General features: G+C 60.3%; 17 protein-coding genes. 9 read left to right on the top strand and 8 right to left on the bottom strand.

Annotation, left to right across the window (positions count from 1 at the left end; genetic code table 11):
- Positions 1-150: 150 nt before the first annotated feature.
- On the bottom strand, positions 151-1368 hold the full coding sequence (locus M5G18_RS04815) for an argininosuccinate synthase (RefSeq protein ID WP_007953201.1): 1218 nt from the start codon (positions 1366-1368) through the stop codon (positions 151-153).
- 129 nt (positions 1369-1497) lie between these two features.
- Complete coding sequence (locus tag M5G18_RS04820) at positions 1498-2406, bottom strand: flagellar protein MotY (RefSeq protein ID WP_273899185.1); 909 nt, start codon at positions 2404-2406, stop codon at positions 1498-1500.
- A 160-nt stretch (positions 2407-2566) separates the two neighbouring features.
- Here M5G18_RS04820 and pyrC point away from each other — a divergent pair, with 160 nt between their 5' ends.
- Together pyrC and rnt are read left to right on the top strand one after the other, a co-directional pair.
- Positions 2567-3613 (top strand): dihydroorotase, encoded by a 1047-nt coding sequence (gene pyrC, locus M5G18_RS04825; RefSeq protein ID WP_273899183.1) that lies wholly within the window; start codon positions 2567-2569, stop codon positions 3611-3613.
- Positions 3610-4284, top strand: a complete 675-nt coding sequence (gene rnt, locus M5G18_RS04830; protein ID WP_007953196.1) for a ribonuclease T — start codon at positions 3610-3612, stop codon at positions 4282-4284. Before pyrC ends, rnt begins: the two co-directional genes overlap by 4 nt.
- Positions 4285-4357: 73 nt before the next feature.
- Here the strand turns inward: rnt and M5G18_RS04835 are convergent, their stop codons facing one another.
- Entirely contained in the window at positions 4358-4960 is a 603-nt protein-coding gene (locus tag M5G18_RS04835) for a peroxiredoxin (RefSeq protein WP_007953195.1), read from the bottom strand.
- Between the two features lie 291 nt (positions 4961-5251).
- On the opposite strand from M5G18_RS04835, the gene M5G18_RS04840 reads away from it, so the two are divergent.
- Positions 5252-5470 (top strand): bacterioferritin-associated ferredoxin, encoded by a 219-nt coding sequence (locus M5G18_RS04840; RefSeq protein WP_007953193.1) that lies wholly within the window; start codon positions 5252-5254, stop codon positions 5468-5470.
- Between the two features lie 199 nt (positions 5471-5669).
- The gene (gene bfr, locus M5G18_RS04845; RefSeq protein WP_007953192.1) at positions 5670-6146 is read left to right on the top strand and encodes a bacterioferritin; all 477 of its coding nucleotides are present in this window, start codon (positions 5670-5672) and stop codon (positions 6144-6146) included.
- Positions 6147-6252: 106 nt separating this feature from the next.
- Here the strand turns inward: bfr and grxD are convergent, their stop codons facing one another.
- From grxD to M5G18_RS04860, 3 genes are all read right to left on the bottom strand, one after another.
- Positions 6253-6594 (bottom strand): Grx4 family monothiol glutaredoxin, encoded by a 342-nt coding sequence (gene grxD, locus M5G18_RS04850; protein WP_003227729.1) that lies wholly within the window; start codon positions 6592-6594, stop codon positions 6253-6255.
- A gap of 97 nt (positions 6595-6691) precedes the next feature.
- Entirely contained in the window at positions 6692-8797 is a 2106-nt protein-coding gene (locus tag M5G18_RS04855; RefSeq protein WP_273899180.1) for a molybdopterin oxidoreductase family protein, read from the bottom strand.
- Positions 8798-8926: 129 nt separating this feature from the next.
- The gene (locus tag M5G18_RS04860; RefSeq protein WP_007953190.1) at positions 8927-9217 is read right to left on the bottom strand and encodes a hypothetical protein; all 291 of its coding nucleotides are present in this window, start codon (positions 9215-9217) and stop codon (positions 8927-8929) included.
- 406 nt (positions 9218-9623) lie between these two features.
- On the opposite strand from M5G18_RS04860, the gene argF reads away from it, so the two are divergent.
- Together argF and M5G18_RS04870 are read left to right on the top strand one after the other, a co-directional pair.
- Positions 9624-10544: an ornithine carbamoyltransferase gene (gene argF, locus M5G18_RS04865; protein ID WP_115079058.1), complete on the top strand. Its 921-nt coding sequence runs from the start codon at positions 9624-9626 to the stop codon at positions 10542-10544.
- Positions 10541-11650 carry an ABC transporter ATP-binding protein gene (locus tag M5G18_RS04870; RefSeq protein ID WP_179693896.1) on the top strand — a complete coding sequence of 370 codons (1110 nt, stop codon included), beginning with the start codon at positions 10541-10543 and terminating at the stop codon, positions 11648-11650. The genes argF and M5G18_RS04870 overlap by 4 nt, the downstream gene beginning before the upstream one ends.
- Before the next feature lie 47 nt (positions 11651-11697).
- On the opposite strand, the gene M5G18_RS04875 is transcribed toward M5G18_RS04870, so the two are convergent.
- On the bottom strand, positions 11698-12480 hold the full coding sequence (locus M5G18_RS04875) for a PhzF family phenazine biosynthesis protein (RefSeq protein ID WP_273899179.1): 783 nt from the start codon (positions 12478-12480) through the stop codon (positions 11698-11700).
- Between the two features lie 89 nt (positions 12481-12569).
- Positions 12570-13040 carry a Cys-tRNA(Pro) deacylase gene (gene ybaK / locus M5G18_RS04880; protein ID WP_007953184.1) on the bottom strand — a complete coding sequence of 157 codons (471 nt, stop codon included), beginning with the start codon at positions 13038-13040 and terminating at the stop codon, positions 12570-12572.
- Between the two features lie 360 nt (positions 13041-13400).
- On the opposite strand from ybaK, the gene M5G18_RS04885 reads away from it, so the two are divergent.
- From M5G18_RS04885 to M5G18_RS04895, 3 genes are all read left to right on the top strand, one after another.
- Positions 13401-14252 (top strand): MIP/aquaporin family protein, encoded by an 852-nt coding sequence (locus M5G18_RS04885; protein ID WP_007953183.1) that lies wholly within the window; start codon positions 13401-13403, stop codon positions 14250-14252.
- 77 nt (positions 14253-14329) lie between these two features.
- Complete coding sequence (gene glpK, locus M5G18_RS04890) at positions 14330-15832, top strand: glycerol kinase GlpK (RefSeq protein WP_007953181.1); 1503 nt, start codon at positions 14330-14332, stop codon at positions 15830-15832.
- A 95-nt stretch (positions 15833-15927) separates the two neighbouring features.
- Complete coding sequence (locus M5G18_RS04895; RefSeq protein ID WP_007953179.1) at positions 15928-16683, top strand: DeoR/GlpR family transcriptional regulator; 756 nt, start codon at positions 15928-15930, stop codon at positions 16681-16683.
- Positions 16684-16866 lie beyond the last annotated feature (183 nt).

Consider the following 16866-nt stretch of genomic DNA (forward strand, 5'->3'; position numbering starts at 1 on the left):
CGCGGAGCAAGACATCCATGCAATGCACGATGTACAGCCGATGAGGACAGTAACGTTGACCGATATCGATCAAATCAAAGAAAGGGCATCCCAAAAAAAACGGCCTTGTCACTACGACAAGGCCGTTTTTTCACATCAGGCCCGAAGGTCTCAGAACAGCTTGCGGCCCTTGTTGGCAGCAATGCGCATGCGCAGCGCGTTGAGCTTGATGAAGCCCGCCGCGTCGGCCTGGTTGTAGGCGCCGCCATCTTCTTCGAAAGTCGCGATGTTGGCGTCGAACAGCGAATCGTCGGACTTGCGGCCGGTCACGATCACGTTGCCCTTGTACAGCTTCAGGCGCACAACGCCGTTCACGTTGACCTGGGAGGCGTCGATCATCTGTTGCAGCATCAGACGCTCAGGGCTCCACCAGTAGCCGGTGTAGATCAGGCTGGCGTACTTCGGCATCAACTCGTCTTTGAGGTGAGCGACTTCGCGGTCCAGGGTGATCGATTCGATGGCGCGGTGAGCGCGCAGCATGATGGTGCCACCCGGGGTTTCGTAGCAGCCACGGGACTTCATGCCGACGTAGCGGTTCTCGACGATGTCCAGACGGCCGATGCCGTGTTCGCCACCGATCTTGTTCAGCGTCGCCAGCACGGTGGCCGGGGTCATTTCAACGCCGTCCAGCGCAACGATGTCGCCATTGCGGTAGGTCAGTTCCAGGTATTGCGGGGTGTCAGGAGCCTTCTCCGGAGAGACGGTCCAGCGCCACATGTCTTCTTCGTGCTCGGTCCAGGTGTCTTCCAGCACGCCGCCTTCATAGGAGATGTGCAGCAGGTTGGCGTCCATCGAGTACGGGGATTTCTTCTTGCCGTGACGCTCGATCGGGATCGCGTGCTTCTCGGCGTAGTCCATCAGTTTCTCGCGGGACAGCAGGTCCCACTCGCGCCAAGGGGCGATCACTTTCACGCCTGGCTTGAGTGCGTAGGCACCCAGTTCGAAACGCACCTGATCGTTGCCCTTGCCGGTTGCGCCGTGGGAAATGGCGTCGGCGCCGGTTTCGTTGGCGATTTCGATCAAACGCTTGGCGATCAGCGGACGTGCGATGGAAGTACCCAGCAGGTACTCGCCTTCGTAAACGGTGTTGGCGCGGAACATCGGGAACACGAAGTCACGCACGAATTCTTCGCGCAGGTCGTCGATGTAGATTTCTTTGACGCCCATGGCCTGCGCCTTGGCGCGAGCCGGCTCGACCTCTTCGCCCTGACCCAGGTCAGCGGTGAAGGTCACGACTTCACAGTTATAAGTATCCTGCAGCCACTTGAGGATCACCGAAGTGTCCAGGCCGCCGGAATACGCCAGAACGACCTTGTTTACGTCCGCCATGCCATCACTCCACGGGGTTCTACGGAAAGCCGAGGAGTCTACCGCCCAAACGCGATAATTTACAGAGGCGCGACAGCTTAAGACGACAAAGCGACAGAATCTGTCGAGAGGGCGACGATGACCGACGGGTCAGGAAGTCGCCGCAGCATTGGCCGGGGCGCTGGCCGTCGGTGCCGGAGCTGCCGTTGCTGCCACCCGTGCCAGGTGCACGTTGACCCGGCGATTCTTGGCCCGGTTGGCGGCATTGGTGTTCGGCACCAATGGGTAACGCTCGCCATGGAAGCGCACGGTGATCTGCGATTCCTGGATGCCGTTGGCCTTGAAGAAGTCGACCACGGCCAGCGCGCGGCGGCGCGACAGTTCGCGATTGGTCAGGCGATTGCCGCTGTTGTCCGAGTGGCCGTCGAGTTCGATGTGATTGACCGTCGGATCGGCCTTCATGTACTCGAGCATCACTTGCAGCTTGGCCTTGGCGGCGGCGTCCAGTTCGATGCCTTCGCCGGGGAAGCCGATCTGCGATTGTTTGACCTGATCGAAATTCTGCGGGAGCAGTTTCGCCACGCAGGTCTGATAGTCGTTGAACGCCTTGCTGAACTTGACCGGCAACAGGCGCACTTCCGACACCCGTCCATCGCCAGATGCCCGGCGTACCACCGGGCTGCGACCGTCCATCAGCCCGCTGATCAGTTGCCCGGCCTGGGATTGGGAACTGTTGAACAGCACGTTGCCGCTGCCCAGTCGAACTGTGCCCAGATTGATATCGCCACGTCCCGGCTGCCACGGCGCAGCCGCTGCCAGCAGGGTCGCCGAACCGCCGCCGAGCATGGCGTTATAGGCGTTCAGGCGGAAGGTCGCCTGCTCGCCGGCCTTGCGCACGAATTGCCCCGAGCCGAAGTCGGTGATCGGCTGCGTCAGGCGGCACTCGAACTTGTCGCCCTCGACCGTCCACTCAATGTTCTCCAGACGGGTCTGGTAGGTCAGTGCCATCGCGGGAAGGCTGGCAAACACACTGAGCAAGGCTAAATATCGCTGGCGCACGGGAGGCTCCATTGGCTTCTACAACAAAAAAGACCGAGACATACATCTTTACGGCATACCTATGGGATATCGGACGCTCGTCGCAAAACTTGATAGCGAGTGCCTGCAAGAGTCTTTTCCGGTAGCATTCGCCTCAGTTTGACCCGCCTGGAATCCCCTCATGTCCGACCGCCTGACCCTGCTGCGTCCCGACGACTGGCACATTCATCTTCGCGATGGTGCCGTGTTGACCAATACCGTTGCGGATGTCGCGCGCACCTTTGGTCGCGCCATCATCATGCCCAACCTGGTACCTCCGGTGCGCAACGCCGCTGAAGCCGACGGCTATCGCCAGCGGATTCTCGCTGCCCGCCCGGCCGGCAGTCGTTTCGAACCGCTGATGGTGCTGTACCTCACCGACCGCACCCAGCCCGAAGAAATCCGTGAAGCCAAGGCCAGCGGTTTCGTGCACGCCGCCAAGCTGTACCCGGCCGGCGCCACCACCAACTCCGATTCCGGGGTCACCAGCATCGACAAGATTTTCCCGGCGCTGGAAGCCATGGCCGAAGTCGGCATGCCGCTGTTGATCCACGGTGAAGTCACCCGTGGCGACGTCGACGTGTTCGACCGCGAAAAAATCTTCATCGACGAGCACATGCGTCGCGTGGTCGAGCGTTTCCCGACGCTGAAAGTGGTGTTCGAACACATCACCACCGGCGATGCCGTGCAGTTCGTCAACGAGGCTTCGGCCAACGTCGGCGCGACCATCACCGCGCATCACCTGCTCTACAACCGCAACCACATGCTGGTGGGCGGGATCCGGCCGCACTTCTATTGCCTGCCGATCCTCAAGCGCAACACGCACCAGGAAGCCCTGCTCGACGCCGCCACCAGCGGCAGCGCGAAGTTCTTCCTCGGTACCGACTCGGCGCCGCACGCCCAGCACGCCAAGGAAGCCGCCTGCGGCTGCGCCGGCTGCTACACCGCGTACGCCGCCATCGAGCTGTATGCCGAAGCCTTTGAACAGCGCAATGCGCTGGACAAGCTCGAAGCCTTCTCCAGCCTCAACGGCCCGCGTTTCTACGGCCTGCCGGCGAACACCGATCGCATCACCCTGGTTCGTGAAGAATGGACCGCCCCGACCAGCCTGCCGTTCGGCGAGCTGACCGTTATCCCGCTGCGCGCCGGTGAAAAACTGCGCTGGCGCCTGCTGGAGGAACACGCGTGAGTGAAGACCATTTCGACGACGAACTGGACGGTCAAGGTGGCGGCGGTTCGCGCCATCCAATGGCAGCACGCTTTCGCGGCTACCTGCCGGTTGTCGTCGACGTAGAAACCGGTGGCTTCAACTCGGCCACCGACGCTCTGCTGGAAATTGCCGCGACCACCATCGCCATGGATGAAAAGGGTTTCGTCTACCCGGATCACACCTACTTCTTCCGCGTCGAGCCGTTCGAAGGCGCCAACGTTGAAGCCGCGGCGCTGGAGTTCACCGGGATCAAGCTCGATCACCCGTTGCGCATGGCCGTCAGCGAAGAAACGGCGCTGACCGACATCTTCCGTGGCGTGCGCAAGGCCTTGAAAGCCAACGGCTGCAAACGGGCGATTCTGGTCGGCCACAACAGCAGCTTCGACCTGGGCTTCCTCAACGCCGCCGTCGCACGGCTGGACATGAAGCGCAATCCGTTCCACCCGTTCTCCAGCTTCGATACCGCGACCCTCGCCGGTCTGGCTTACGGCCAAACCGTATTGGCCAAGGCCTGTCAGGCAGCCGACATCGACTTCGACGGCCGTGAAGCGCATTCGGCGCGTTACGACACCGAGAAGACGGCCGAGCTGTTCTGCGGCATCGTCAACCGCTGGAAACAGATGGGCGGCTGGGAAGACTTCGACGACTGATCCTCGTCGATTTTTTCCGAGCATGAAAAAACCGGCCACGTGGGCCGGTTTTTTTGTACCTCGACGATGCGCCTTACAGGGCAGCAGCGTTCTCGGTCAGGTAAGCCGCGACGCCTTCTGGCGAAGCGTTCATGCCTTTGTCGCCTTTTTTCCAGTTGGCAGGGCAGACTTCGCCGTGCTCTTCGTGGAATTGCAGAGCGTCGACCAGACGGATCAGCTCTTCCATGTTACGGCCCAGCGGCAGGTCGTTGACGATCTGCGAGCGGACAACGCCTTTGTCGTCGATCAGGAACGCGCCACGGAAAGCCACGCCGCCTTCGGACTCAACGTCGTAGGCCTTGGCGATGTCGTGCTTCATGTCGGCAGCCATGGTGTATTTCACCTGACCGATGCCGCCATTGTTGACCGGGGTGTTGCGCCAGGCGTTGTGGGTGAAGTGCGAGTCGATCGACACGGCGATCACTTCTACGTTGCGTGCCTTGAAGTCGGCCATGCGGTTGTCCAGAGCGATCAGCTCGGACGGGCAGACGAAGGTGAAGTCCAGCGGGTAGAAGAACACCAGGCCGTATTTGCCTTTGATGGCCGAGGACAGGGTGAAGCTGTCAACGATCTCGCCATTGCCGAGTACGGCCGGGACGGTGAAGTCAGGGGCTTGTTTGCCTACGAGTACGCTCATTGATATCTCCTGGTGTAAAAACTTGAAGTTCAGGGTTCGGGCCAGCCTGCCACCCTCAGGCGACAGCCCTGTGACACGAACCCCCTTCGCAAGGGCCGACCATCATACACTGCGTTTTTCGACTGTCCTTAAAGGTTTTTCGCGAAATCCCGGCTGGCATTCAGCCATGCACCACCGTTCGTCAGTCACAGGCGTTGGCGATGAAAACCACTGGGAAAGCACTTTGACAATCATTCTCGTTAACATTAAGATCCATCGCAATTGAGTCACAACCAGCGACGGTTCTCACTTATGTATGTTTGCCTCTGCACTGGCGTCACCGACGGACAGATCCGCGAAGCGATCTATGAAGGTTGCTGCAGCTATAAAGAAGTCCGTCAGGCCACCGGCGTAGCCAGCCAATGCGGCAAATGTGCGTGCCTGGCGAAGGAAGTGGTTCGCGAAACCCTGACCAAGCTGCAAACCGCCCAGGCTGCGATCCCCTACCCGGCAGAATTTACCGCCGCGTAATTATCCCGAATTCGAAGAACCGGACTTATGTCCGGTTTTTTTATGCCTGAAAATCAACTGCTTAGCGTCTAGACGCGGAACACAAACATTCTTATTCCGATTAATTTTCATTTATTATTCAATAACTTAGGTTTGACACTTATAAATACCAAGCTCAAACTCTGCCTTATATACCGCTACTTAGGGCAGGACTCCCATCATGAAAGGCGACGTAACAGTCATCCAGCATCTCAACAAGATCCTTGCCAATGAGCTGGTCGCGATCAATCAGTACTTCCTGCATGCACGCATGTATGAAGATTGGGGCCTGAACAAGCTCGGCAAGCACGAGTACAAAGAATCCATTGACGAGATGAAGCACGCGGACAAGCTGATCAAGCGCATCCTGTTCCTCGAAGGCCTGCCGAACGTGCAGGATCTGGGCAAGCTGCACATCGGCGAGCACACCAAGGAAATGCTGGAGTGCGACCTGCGTATCGAGAAGACCGGCCATGCCGACCTGAAAGTCGCCATCGCCCACTGCGAATCCGTCGGTGACTTCGGCAGCCGCGAACTGCTCGAAGACATCCTGGAATCCGAAGAAGAACATATCGACTGGCTGGAAACCCAACTGGGCCTGATCGATAAAGTCGGTCTTGAGAACTATCTGCAATCGCAGATGGGCGAAGACGAGTAATTAGCCAGCGCTAAACTCGAGACACTAAAAAGCCCCGCCCTCTTTCGAGAGGCGGGGCTTTTTATTGCCCGGACTTCAGACTGGCTGAAGTCCGGGCAGAAGCCAATCAGGCTTCGGACTTGGCCGCAGCAGCCTTGGCGGATGCTTCCTTGACCAGAGTCTGCAGCTCACCGTTGGCGAACATTTCAGCCATGATGTCGCTGCCGCCGACCAGTTCACCGCCGACCCACAGTTGCGGGAAAGTCGGCCAGTTGGCGTACTTCGGCAGGTTGGCACGGATTTCCGGGTTCTGCAGGATGTCGACGTAGGCGAACTTCTCGCCACAGCCCATCACGGCCTGCGCAGCTTTCGCGGAGAAGCCACACTGCGGGGCATTCGGCGAGCCTTTCATGTAAAGCAGAATGGTGTTGTTGGCAATCTGCTCTTTAATCGTTTCGATGATATCCATGGAGCACCTCGGCTGAACTTTCCGACTCATGGGTCGGCACGGTGGCGCATTGTAACGGAATCCCGAGCGCCCTGCTCGGTCTCCCCGACAGACTTGCTCAAGCCGCCGCCACCGTCACCGGCACGCCATTGAGCGCCGCATTGCCCGACAGCTCGTCGAGCTGGCATTCATCGGTCAGGTCATTGGCGCTCGAACCCGGCTGACCGCTGGCGATCGCCATCTGCACGCCCGGCCGGGCATGGCCCCATCCGTGCGGCAGGCTGACCACGCCCTTCATCATGTCCGCACTGCCCAGCACTTCGACCTCGATTTGCCCGACCCGTGAACTGACCCGTACAAGCTGGCCATCACTGAGACCACGACTGGCGAGATCGTCCGGGTTCATCAGCAACTGATGACGCGGTTTGCCCTTCACCAGTCGATGGTAATTGTGCATCCACGAATTGTTGCTGCGCACATGACGGCGGCCGATCATCAAGAGCTCATCGGCAGCCGGCGCCTGCAACGCGGCGAAACGCGCCAGGTCAGCGAGGATTTCCGGCGGCGCTGCCTGAACTCGTTGATTGGCGCTCTTCAATCGCGATGTGAGGTTAGGTTTGAGCGCCCCGAGATCGACCCCGTGCGGATGATCGAACAGTGTTGCCAGCGACAACTTGTGCTCGGACGTATCGCCATACAAACCCATGCGCAACCCCATGTCGATCATCTTCGCCGGCGGCATCGTCGGCTTCAGCTCCTTGCCGGTCTTCGCGGCAAAGGCCTTGGCCAGGCCGACAAAGATCTCCCAGTCGTGCAGCGCACCTTCGGGTTTGGCGAGGATCGCCCGGTTGAACCGGGTGACGTTGCGCACCGCGAACAGGTTGAAGGTGGTGTCGTAGTGATCGTTTTCCAGCGCCGAGGTCGACGGCAGGATCAGGTCGGCATAGCGCGTGGTTTCGTTGATGTACAGATCGACGCTGACCATGAACTCCAGCCCGTCCAGCGCCTGCTCCAGTTGCCGGCCGTTGGGCGTGGACAGGACCGGATTGCCAGCCACGGTAATCAGCGCGCGGATCTGGCCCTCGCCTTCAGTGAGCATTTCTTCGGCCAGCGCCGAGACCGGCAGCTCACCGCCGTACTCGGGACGTCCAGACACGCGGCTCTGCCATTTATTGAAGTGCCCGCCCGAAGTCGAGGCCACAAGATCCACCGCAGGCTCGGTGCACAGTGCACCACCGACGCGATCGAGATTGCCGGTCACCAGATTGATCAACTGCACAACCCAATGGCACAGCGTGCCGAAGGCCTGAGTGGAAACGCCCATCCGGCCGTAGCAAACGGCACTTGGTGCAGCGGCGAAGTCCCGGGCCAACTGGCGGATCTGTTCGGCAGGAACCGCGCACAACGGGCTCATGGCTTCGGCAGTGAACCCCGCCACCGCCGCGCGAACCTCATCCAGACCGTCCACCGGCAAATGACTGTCAGACGTCAGCCCTTCGCTGAACAGCGTGTTGAGCACACCAAACAACAACGCCGCATCGCCACCGGGACGCACGAACAAATGCTGGTCGGCCATCGCCGCCGTCTCGCTGCGCCGTGGATCGACCACCACCACTTTGCCCCCTCGGGCCTGGATCGCCTTCAGACGCTTCTCCACATCCGGCACGGTCATGATGCTGCCATTGGACGCCAGCGGATTACCGCCCAGGATCAGCATGAAATCGGTGTGATCGATATCCGGGATCGGCAGCAGCAGGCCGTGGCCGTACATCAGGTAGCTGGTCAGGTGATGGGGCAGTTGATCGACCGACGTCGCCGAATAGCGGTTGCGGGTTTTCAACAGGCCGAGGAAGTAATTGCTGTGGGTCATCAGCCCGTAGTTATGCACGCTGGGGTTGCCCTGATACACGGCGACCGCGTTCTGCCCATGACGCTCCTGAATCGCCGAGAGTTTTTCGGCGACCAGCTCGAACGCCTCGTCCCACCCGATCGGCAGCCATTCGCTGCCGACCCGGCGCATGGGTTGGCGCAGGCGATCCGGATCGTTCTGGATGTCTTGCAGCGCCACGGCCTTGGGGCAGATGTGCCCACGACTGAACGTGTCCAGGGCATCGCCCTTGATCGAGGTGATCTGCACCTGGCCGTCGGTCTCGGTGGTTTCGATGGTCAGGCCGCAGATGGCTTCACACAGGTGGCAGGCACGGTGATGGAGAGTCTTGGTCATGGCCAGTCTCTGTCTTGTTCTGGGCAGGCAATCACGCCTGCGGGAACAAAACTATGGCCCGCGACCCGGTGCAGCGCCAGCGACGTTCGTCTTGTGAATCGGCGGCCATCAGGCCCGCCGATAGACGCGTCAGTTCGCCGGAAGCTGGGGCGGTGCGGCCAGCTGGATTTCCTGGATGGTCTCGATCTGCTCGTGGGCGACGTGGACGCCGGTGAGTTCGCCGATCAGTCGCCAGTGCTCGTCGAGCCCGGCGCTGATGGTCGCCATGCGGTCGATCATCTGCCGGCTGGCGGCCTTGACCACGTCGTCATCGCTGCGCAGCAGTTCGAAGGACATCGAGGTCATCGAGGCGGTGAGGTGGGTCAATGAGCGTGCCGTGTGGCCCAGCAGTTCCATTAACAGTTTTTCTTTCGATTCCATGCGGAGGCTTCCTGCGTCGCTCGTGATTTATTTATAACCCAGCACTTTGCTTTAGCAAATGTTTCAACCTGCGCATCCGACCAAGCGAACCGGTGGCTCACGGGTCGCAAACCGACCAGGGCTGTGCCATCCCCGCCGCGCCGGATTGCCAAGCCCGGTGGGGCCAGTGTACAAATGCCTCGCTGCCCTCTCGAAAACTGACCGGAAATCACAGTGTTCGCACTGTTATCACCCCGGCGCATTTCTGCAAAAACCGTAGCCTATTGGAAAAACGCGACATTTAGTGTCAATATCGCGCCTTCCCCTATTTCGTCGCCCCCGTGCGGCTTACGCCGCAGGTCTCGCCCGTTGTTCCGATAAACAAGGCTTTGAGCATCTGCGGTTTGTAGCAAAAAGGTAGTCAATGATGAGCGCAAGGCACTTTCTCTCCCTGATGGATTGCACGCCCGAAGAGCTGGTCAGCGTGATCCGTCGAGGCGTTGAGCTCAAGGACCTGCGTAACCGCGGCGTACTGTTCGAGCCTCTGAAAAACCGCGTCCTGGGGATGATCTTCGAGAAATCCTCGACCCGTACCCGGATCTCCTTCGAGGCCGGCATGATCCAGCTCGGCGGCCAGGCGATCTTCCTGTCGCCGCGCGACACCCAGCTGGGCCGTGGCGAGCCGATCGGCGACTGCGCCATCGTCATGTCGAGCATGCTCGACGCAGTGATGATCCGTACCTTTGCCCACAGCACCCTGACCGAATTTGCCGCCAACTCCCGCGTGCCAGTGATCAACGGCCTGTCCGATGACCTGCACCCGTGCCAGTTACTGGCCGACATGCAGACCTTCCTCGAACACCGCGGCTCGATCCAGGGCAAGACCGTGGCCTGGATCGGCGACGGCAACAACATGTGCAACAGCTATATAGAAGCGGCGATCCAGTTCGACTTCCAGTTGCGCGTGGCCTGCCCGGAAGGTTACGAGCCAAACCCTGAGTTCGTGGCCAAGGCCGGTGACCGCGTGACCATCGTCCGCGACCCGCAAGATGCAGTGCGCGGCGCGCATCTGGTGAGCACCGACGTCTGGACCTCCATGGGCCAGGAAGAGGAAACCGCCAAGCGCCTCAAGCTGTTCGCGCCGTACCAGGTCACCCGTGCCCTGCTCGACCTGGCGGCCGAGGACGTGTTATTCCTGCACTGTCTGCCCGCCCACCGCGGCGAAGAAATCAGCCTCGACCTGCTTGATGACCCGCGTTCCGTCGCCTGGGATCAGGCAGAAAACCGTCTCCACGCACAGAAGGCCCTGCTCGAGTTCCTCGTCGAACCGGCATATCACCACGCATGAGCCATGAATTACTGCTGAACCTGCGCAACCTCGCTTGCGGTTATCAAGATCAACGTGTGGTGCAGAACCTCAATCTGCACCTCAACGCCGGCGACATCGGTTGCCTGCTCGGCTCCTCGGGCTGCGGCAAGACCACCACCCTGCGTGCGATTGCCGGTTTCGAACCGGTGCACGAAGGGGAAATTTCTCTCGGCGGTGAAGTGATCTCCAGCGCCGGTTTCACCCTCGCCCCGGAAAAACGCCGGATCGGCATGGTGTTCCAGGACTACGCGCTGTTCCCGCACCTGAGTGTCGCGGACAACATCGCCTTCGGCATCCGCAAGCACCCGAACAAGGAGCGCGTCACCGAAGAGTTGCTGGAACTGGTCAACCTGAAGAACCTCGGCAAACGCTTCCCCCACGAGTTGTCCGGCGGCCAGCAACAACGTGTCGCCCTCGCCCGCGCCCTGGCGCCGGAGCCGCAGTTGTTGCTGCTCGACGAGCCGTTCTCCAACCTCGATGGCGAGTTGCGCCGCAAGCTCAGCCACGAAGTGCGCGACATCCTCAAGGCCCGTGGCACCAGCGCGATTCTGGTGACTCACGACCAGGAAGAAGCCTTCGCCGTGAGCGATCACGTCGGCGTGTTCAAGGAAGGCCGGCTGGAGCAGTGGGATACGCCCTACAACCTCTATCACGAACCGGCGACGCCGTTTGTGGCCAGCTTCATCGGTCAGGGTTACTTCATTCGCGGCCAGCTCGGCAGCCCGGAATCGGTGCAGACCGAACTCGGTGAACTGCGCGGCAATCGCGCCTACACCTGGCCGATCGGTGGCGCAGTGGATGTGCTGCTGCGTCCGGACGACATCGTTTATGCGCCGGACAGTGGGTTGAAAGCGCGGATCGTCGGCAAGACCTTCCTCGGCGCCTCGACCCTGTATCGCCTGCAACTGCCGACCGGCGCACAGCTGGAGTCGATCTTCCCGAGCCATGCCGACCATCAAGTGGGTGCGGATGTCGGGATTCGTGTGGCGGCGGAACATCTGGTGCTGTTCCAGGCCTCCGGCAGCACCGCAGCGCAGATTCCGGCGGTGGAAAACGGCGTTCGCCGTTACAGCACCGCGCACTGATCTGCACACAAACAATGAGGGAGCCTGATGGCTCCCTTTTTTTGCTCTCAGCCCAGCATCAATGTGCCGCTGGCCACCAGCGTCGCATTCCCGCCGATCTTCACCCGCTCACCTTCCAGCCGACAGAACAGCTCGCCGCCCCGCGCCGAACGCTGGCATGCAGTGAGGCTGGATTTGCCCAGACGTTTCGACCAGTACGGAATCAGGCTGCAATGGGTCGAGCCGGTCACCGGGTCTTCATTGATGCCGATGGCGGGGGCGAAATAGCGCGAGACGAAGTCATGCTGATTGCCCCGAGCCGTGACGATGGCGCCCAACCACGGCAACTTGGCGAGGGCGACCATGTCCGGCTGGCAATCGAGCACCGCCTGCTCGGACTCCAGCACCACAAACAGCTCGTTGGAACTCAGGACATCCACCGCCTGAACATTCAGCGCCCGTTCGATCTCCAAGGTAACGCCTTTCTCCACCGCTTCGATGGCCGGGAAATCCAGCCACAACCGGCCGCCTTCGCGGCTGACGCTCAACGGCCCGGACTTGCAGGTGAAATCCAGACGCTCGGCGCTTTCCTTATAGATCTCGAACAGTACAAAGGCGCTGGCCAGGGTCGCGTGACCACACAGCGGCACTTCGGTGGTCGGCGTGAACCAGCGGATGTGCCACGCCTGCCCCTCGCGCACCAGAAACGCGGTTTCCGCCAGATTGTGCTCGGCGGCGATCTTCTGCATCAGCTCATCCGCGAGCCACGCGTCGAGCCGATAGACCATTGCCGGATTGCCACTGAACGGCCGATCACTGAACGCGTCGACCTGATGAAACTCGAGCTGCATAACCTTCTCCCTGTGTCAGTCGAACGAGCATGCAGCGCCTGCCGGATCAGCGCCAGTGACAGTGCTGGCCAATTTTCTTCATACAGACGTCATGGGCGACCGATGTCGGCAAATTTCGCCTGGGTGTGCTCTGCCAAAACCGCCGGCGCCAGTTCCACTTCCAGCCCGCGCCGACCGGCGCTGACATAAATGGTCGCAAAAGGCTGGGCCGAGTTATCGATGAAGGTACGCAGGCGTTTTTTCTGCCCCAGCGGGCTGATGCCACCCAGCAGGTAACCGGTGGAACGTTGCGCGGCGGCCGGGTCGGCCATTTCGACTTTTTTCACGCCGGCGGCGTGGGCAAGCCCCTTGAGGTCGAGACTTCCGACGACCGGCACCACCGCCACCAGCAACTCACCCTTCTCACTGGCCGCCAGCAGCGTCTTGAACACCTGCGCCGGATCGAGCCCCAGTTTTTCCGCGGCCTCCAGGCCATACGACGCGGCCTTCGGGTCATGTTCGTAACTGTGCACGCGATGTTCGGCACGAACTTTTTTCAGCAAGTCCAACGCAGGGGTCATGGCAGCTCCGGGCTCGGCAGTGGCAAAAAAACCTGCGGCGGATTTTAGGCCATCGCTGTGCAAAAGGCTCTACCACGCGCCACGTTTCCTGGGGTTTGCAGGCCGATAACAATCGCGCAGGACGGGTGACCCGCAGGATCATTCACATGACTGATAGTTTATTTGTGACTGACGGTTCACTTTCGACCTTTGACAGGTTTGTTTCTTGTCTATATTTTTTCGAATCTGAATAATGTAAGAATTATCGTCATCGCAGCACCCAGCAGTAAACCGGGAACAGGATGGGGATCCTGCCTCGGCGAAAATCGCGCCTTGCCCTGTCGGCAATGCGCCAGACAACAACAAAAACCGAGGTTTTCAATGACAACTGCGTTACAGCAACCTTCGCTCTCGAGCCAGTGCCTGGCCGAGTTTCTGGGTACTGCACTTCTGATCTTTTTTGGTACGGGTTGTGTCGCCGCGCTCAAGGTCGCGGGCGCCAGCTTCGGTCTGTGGGAAATCAGCATCATCTGGGGCGTCGGCGTGAGCATGGCGATCTACCTCACCGCCGGTGTCTCCGGCGCGCACCTGAACCCTGCCGTCAGTATTGCCCTGAGCATTTTCGCCGACTTCGAAAAGCGTAAACTGCCGTTCTACATTCTGGCCCAGGTCGCCGGCGCCTTCTGCGGCGCGCTGTTGGTTTACACGCTGTACAGCAACCTGTTCTTCGATTTCGAACAAACTCACCATATGGTTCGTGGCACTGAAGCCAGCCTCGAACTGGCGTCGGTGTTCTCCACCTTCCCGAACCCTGCGCTGTCGACTGCACAGGCGTTTCTGGTCGAGGTGATCATCACCGCGATCCTGATGGGCGTGATCATGTCCCTGACCGACGACAACAACGGCCTGCCGAAAGGCCCGCTGGCGCCGCTGCTGATCGGTCTGCTGATTGCCGTGATCGGCAGCTCGATGGGCCCGCTGACCGGTTTCGCGATGAACCCGGCCCGGGACTTCGGTCCGAAACTGATGACTTTCTTCGCCGGCTGGGGTGAAATTTCCTTCACCGGCGCACGTGAAATCCCGTACTTCCTGATTCCGATTTTTGCACCGATTGTCGGTGCCTGCCTCGGCGCTGCCGGGTATCGCGGGCTGATTGCCCGTCACCTGACCGGCGCCACACCTGCTACAAAGGATGCAGAACCGGCCATTGACGGCAAACCAAGAACTTCTTGAAACAGTCGGCGCGGGCTCCTGCCCTTTAGAGCCCGCGCCACGGCCCACTCTCCCTTATTTCGTCCAAGGCAATCGACATGACCGACATTCAGAATAAGAACTACATCATTGCCCTCGATCAGGGTACGACCAGCTCCCGCGCGATCATTTTCGACCGCGACGCGAACGTGGTCTGCACCGCACAACGCGAATTCGCTCAGCATTACCCGCAAGCCGGCTGGGTCGAACACGACCCGATGGAAATCTTCGCCACCCAGAGCGCGGTGATGGTCGAAGCGCTGGCCCAGGCCGGTCTGCACCACGATCAGGTCGCCGCCATCGGCATCACCAACCAGCGTGAAACCACCGTGGTCTGGGACAAGACCACCGGCCGCCCGGTGTACAACGCGATCGTCTGGCAATGCCGCCGCAGCACCGAGATCTGCCAGCAGCTCAAGCGCGACGGGCATGAAGACTACATCCGCGACACCACCGGCCTGGTCACCGACCCGTACTTCTCCGGCACCAAACTGAAGTGGATCCTCGACAACGTCGAAGGCAGCCGCGAGCGCGCGCGCAACGGCGAACTGCTGTTCGGCACCGTCGACAGCTGGCTGATCTGGAAATTCACCGGCGGCAAGGTGCACGTCACCGACTACACCAACGCCTCGCGCACCATGCTCTTCAACATCCACACGCTGGAGTGGGACGCGAAGATGCTGGAGATCCTCGACATCCCGCGCGAGATGCTGCCGGAAGTCAAAGCCTCTTCGGAAATCTACGGTCGCACCAAGAGCGGCATCGCCATCGGCGGTATCGCCGGCGACCAGCAGGCTGCACTGTTCGGCCAGATGTGCGTCGAGCCGGGCCAGGCAAAAAACACCTACGGCACCGGCTGCTTCCTGCTGATGAACACCGGCGACAAAGCGGTGAAATCCCAGCACGGCATGCTCACCACCATCGCTTGCGGCCCACGCGGCGAAGTGGCTTACGCACTGGAAGGCGCAGTGTTCAACGGCGGTTCGACCGTGCAGTGGCTGCGCGATGAACTGAAGATCATCAACGACGCCCACGACACCGAATACTTCGCCAATAAAGTGAAGGACAGCAACGGCGTCTATCTGGTGCCGGCCTTCACCGGCCTCGGCGCTCCCTACTGGGACCCGTATGCCCGTGGCGCCCTGTTCGGCCTGACCCGTGGCGTGCGCGTGGATCACATCATCCGCGCCGCACTGGAATCGATCGCCTACCAGACCCGCGACGTCCTCGACGCCATGCAGCAGGACTCCGGCGAACGTCTCAAGGCCCTGCGTGTGGACGGCGGCGCGGTGGCGAACAACTTCCTCATGCAGTTCCAGGCCGACATCCTCGGCACTCAGGTCGAGCGTCCAAAGATGCGCGAAACCACGGCGCTCGGTGCAGCTTATCTGGCAGGCCTGGCGTGCGGTTTCTGGGGCAGCCTGGAAGAACTACGCGGCAAGGCCGTGATCGAACGTGAGTTCGAACCGAGCCTGGACGAAGCGGCAAAAGAAAAGCTCTATAAAGGCTGGAAAAAAGCCGTCAGCCGTACCCGTGACTGGGAACGTGAAGACGCTGAATAAGCCAGTCTGAGGACTGACTAAGGCTGGAAACTGGTCGGGAGCGGATTCCTGCGGCATCATGGGCAAATTTTGCACGGCAGCCCAAAGGAAGCCCCATGAATCTGCCTCCCCGTCAGCAGCAAATCCTCGAGCTGGTCCGCGAACGCGGCTATGTGAGCATCGAGGAAATGGCCACGCTGTTCGTTGTTACCCCGCAAACCATCCGCCGCGATATCAATCAGCTGGCGGAAGCCAATCTGCTGCGTCGCTACCACGGCGGCGCCGCCTATGATTCCAGTGTCGAAAACACCGCCTACGCGATGCGCGCCGATCAGATGCGCGATGAAAAGCAACGCATCGGTGAAGCCATCGCTGCGCAGATTCCCGATCACGCCTCGCTGTTCATCAATATCGGTACCACCACCGAATCGATTGCCCGCGCCCTGCTCAATCACAGCCACCTGAAGATCATCACCAACAACCTGCACGTCGCTTCAATGCTTAGTGCCAAGGATGATTTCGATGTGCTGCTCACCGGCGGCAACGTGCGTCGCGACGGCGGCGTGGTGGGTCAGGCGAGCGTGGACTTCATCAACCAGTTCAAGGTCGACTTTGCACTGGTGGGCATCAGCGGCATCGACGAAGACGGCAGCCTGCTCGACTTCGATTACCAGGAAGTCCGGGTGTCCCAGGCGATCATCGCCAATGCCCGGCAGGTGATCCTGGCGGCGGACTCCAGCAAATTCGGCCGTAACGCGATGATCCGCCTCGGCCCGATCAGTCTGATCGATTGCCTGGTCACCGATCAGCAGCCGGTGCCAGCCCTGGCGCAACTGCTGAGTCAGCACAAGATTCGCCTGGAAGTCGTTTAACCCTCCTCCCGCATAAGGCGCCCGCACCGGCGCCTTATGCGCATCCGATGTTCGAATATTTTCCTTTCTCGGCCCTTCAATGAGTTTTTTCAATCGAAGTCGACTGGCTGCGCGCGTCTTTATGGGCTACCATTTTCGCAAATGAACATTCATGTTCGATTTCCAAGACAGAAAATCAAAAGA

It is taken from the genome of Pseudomonas aphyarum (assembly GCF_028657055.1).
Classification (GTDB): Bacteria; Pseudomonadota; Gammaproteobacteria; order Pseudomonadales; family Pseudomonadaceae; genus Aquipseudomonas; species Aquipseudomonas aphyarum.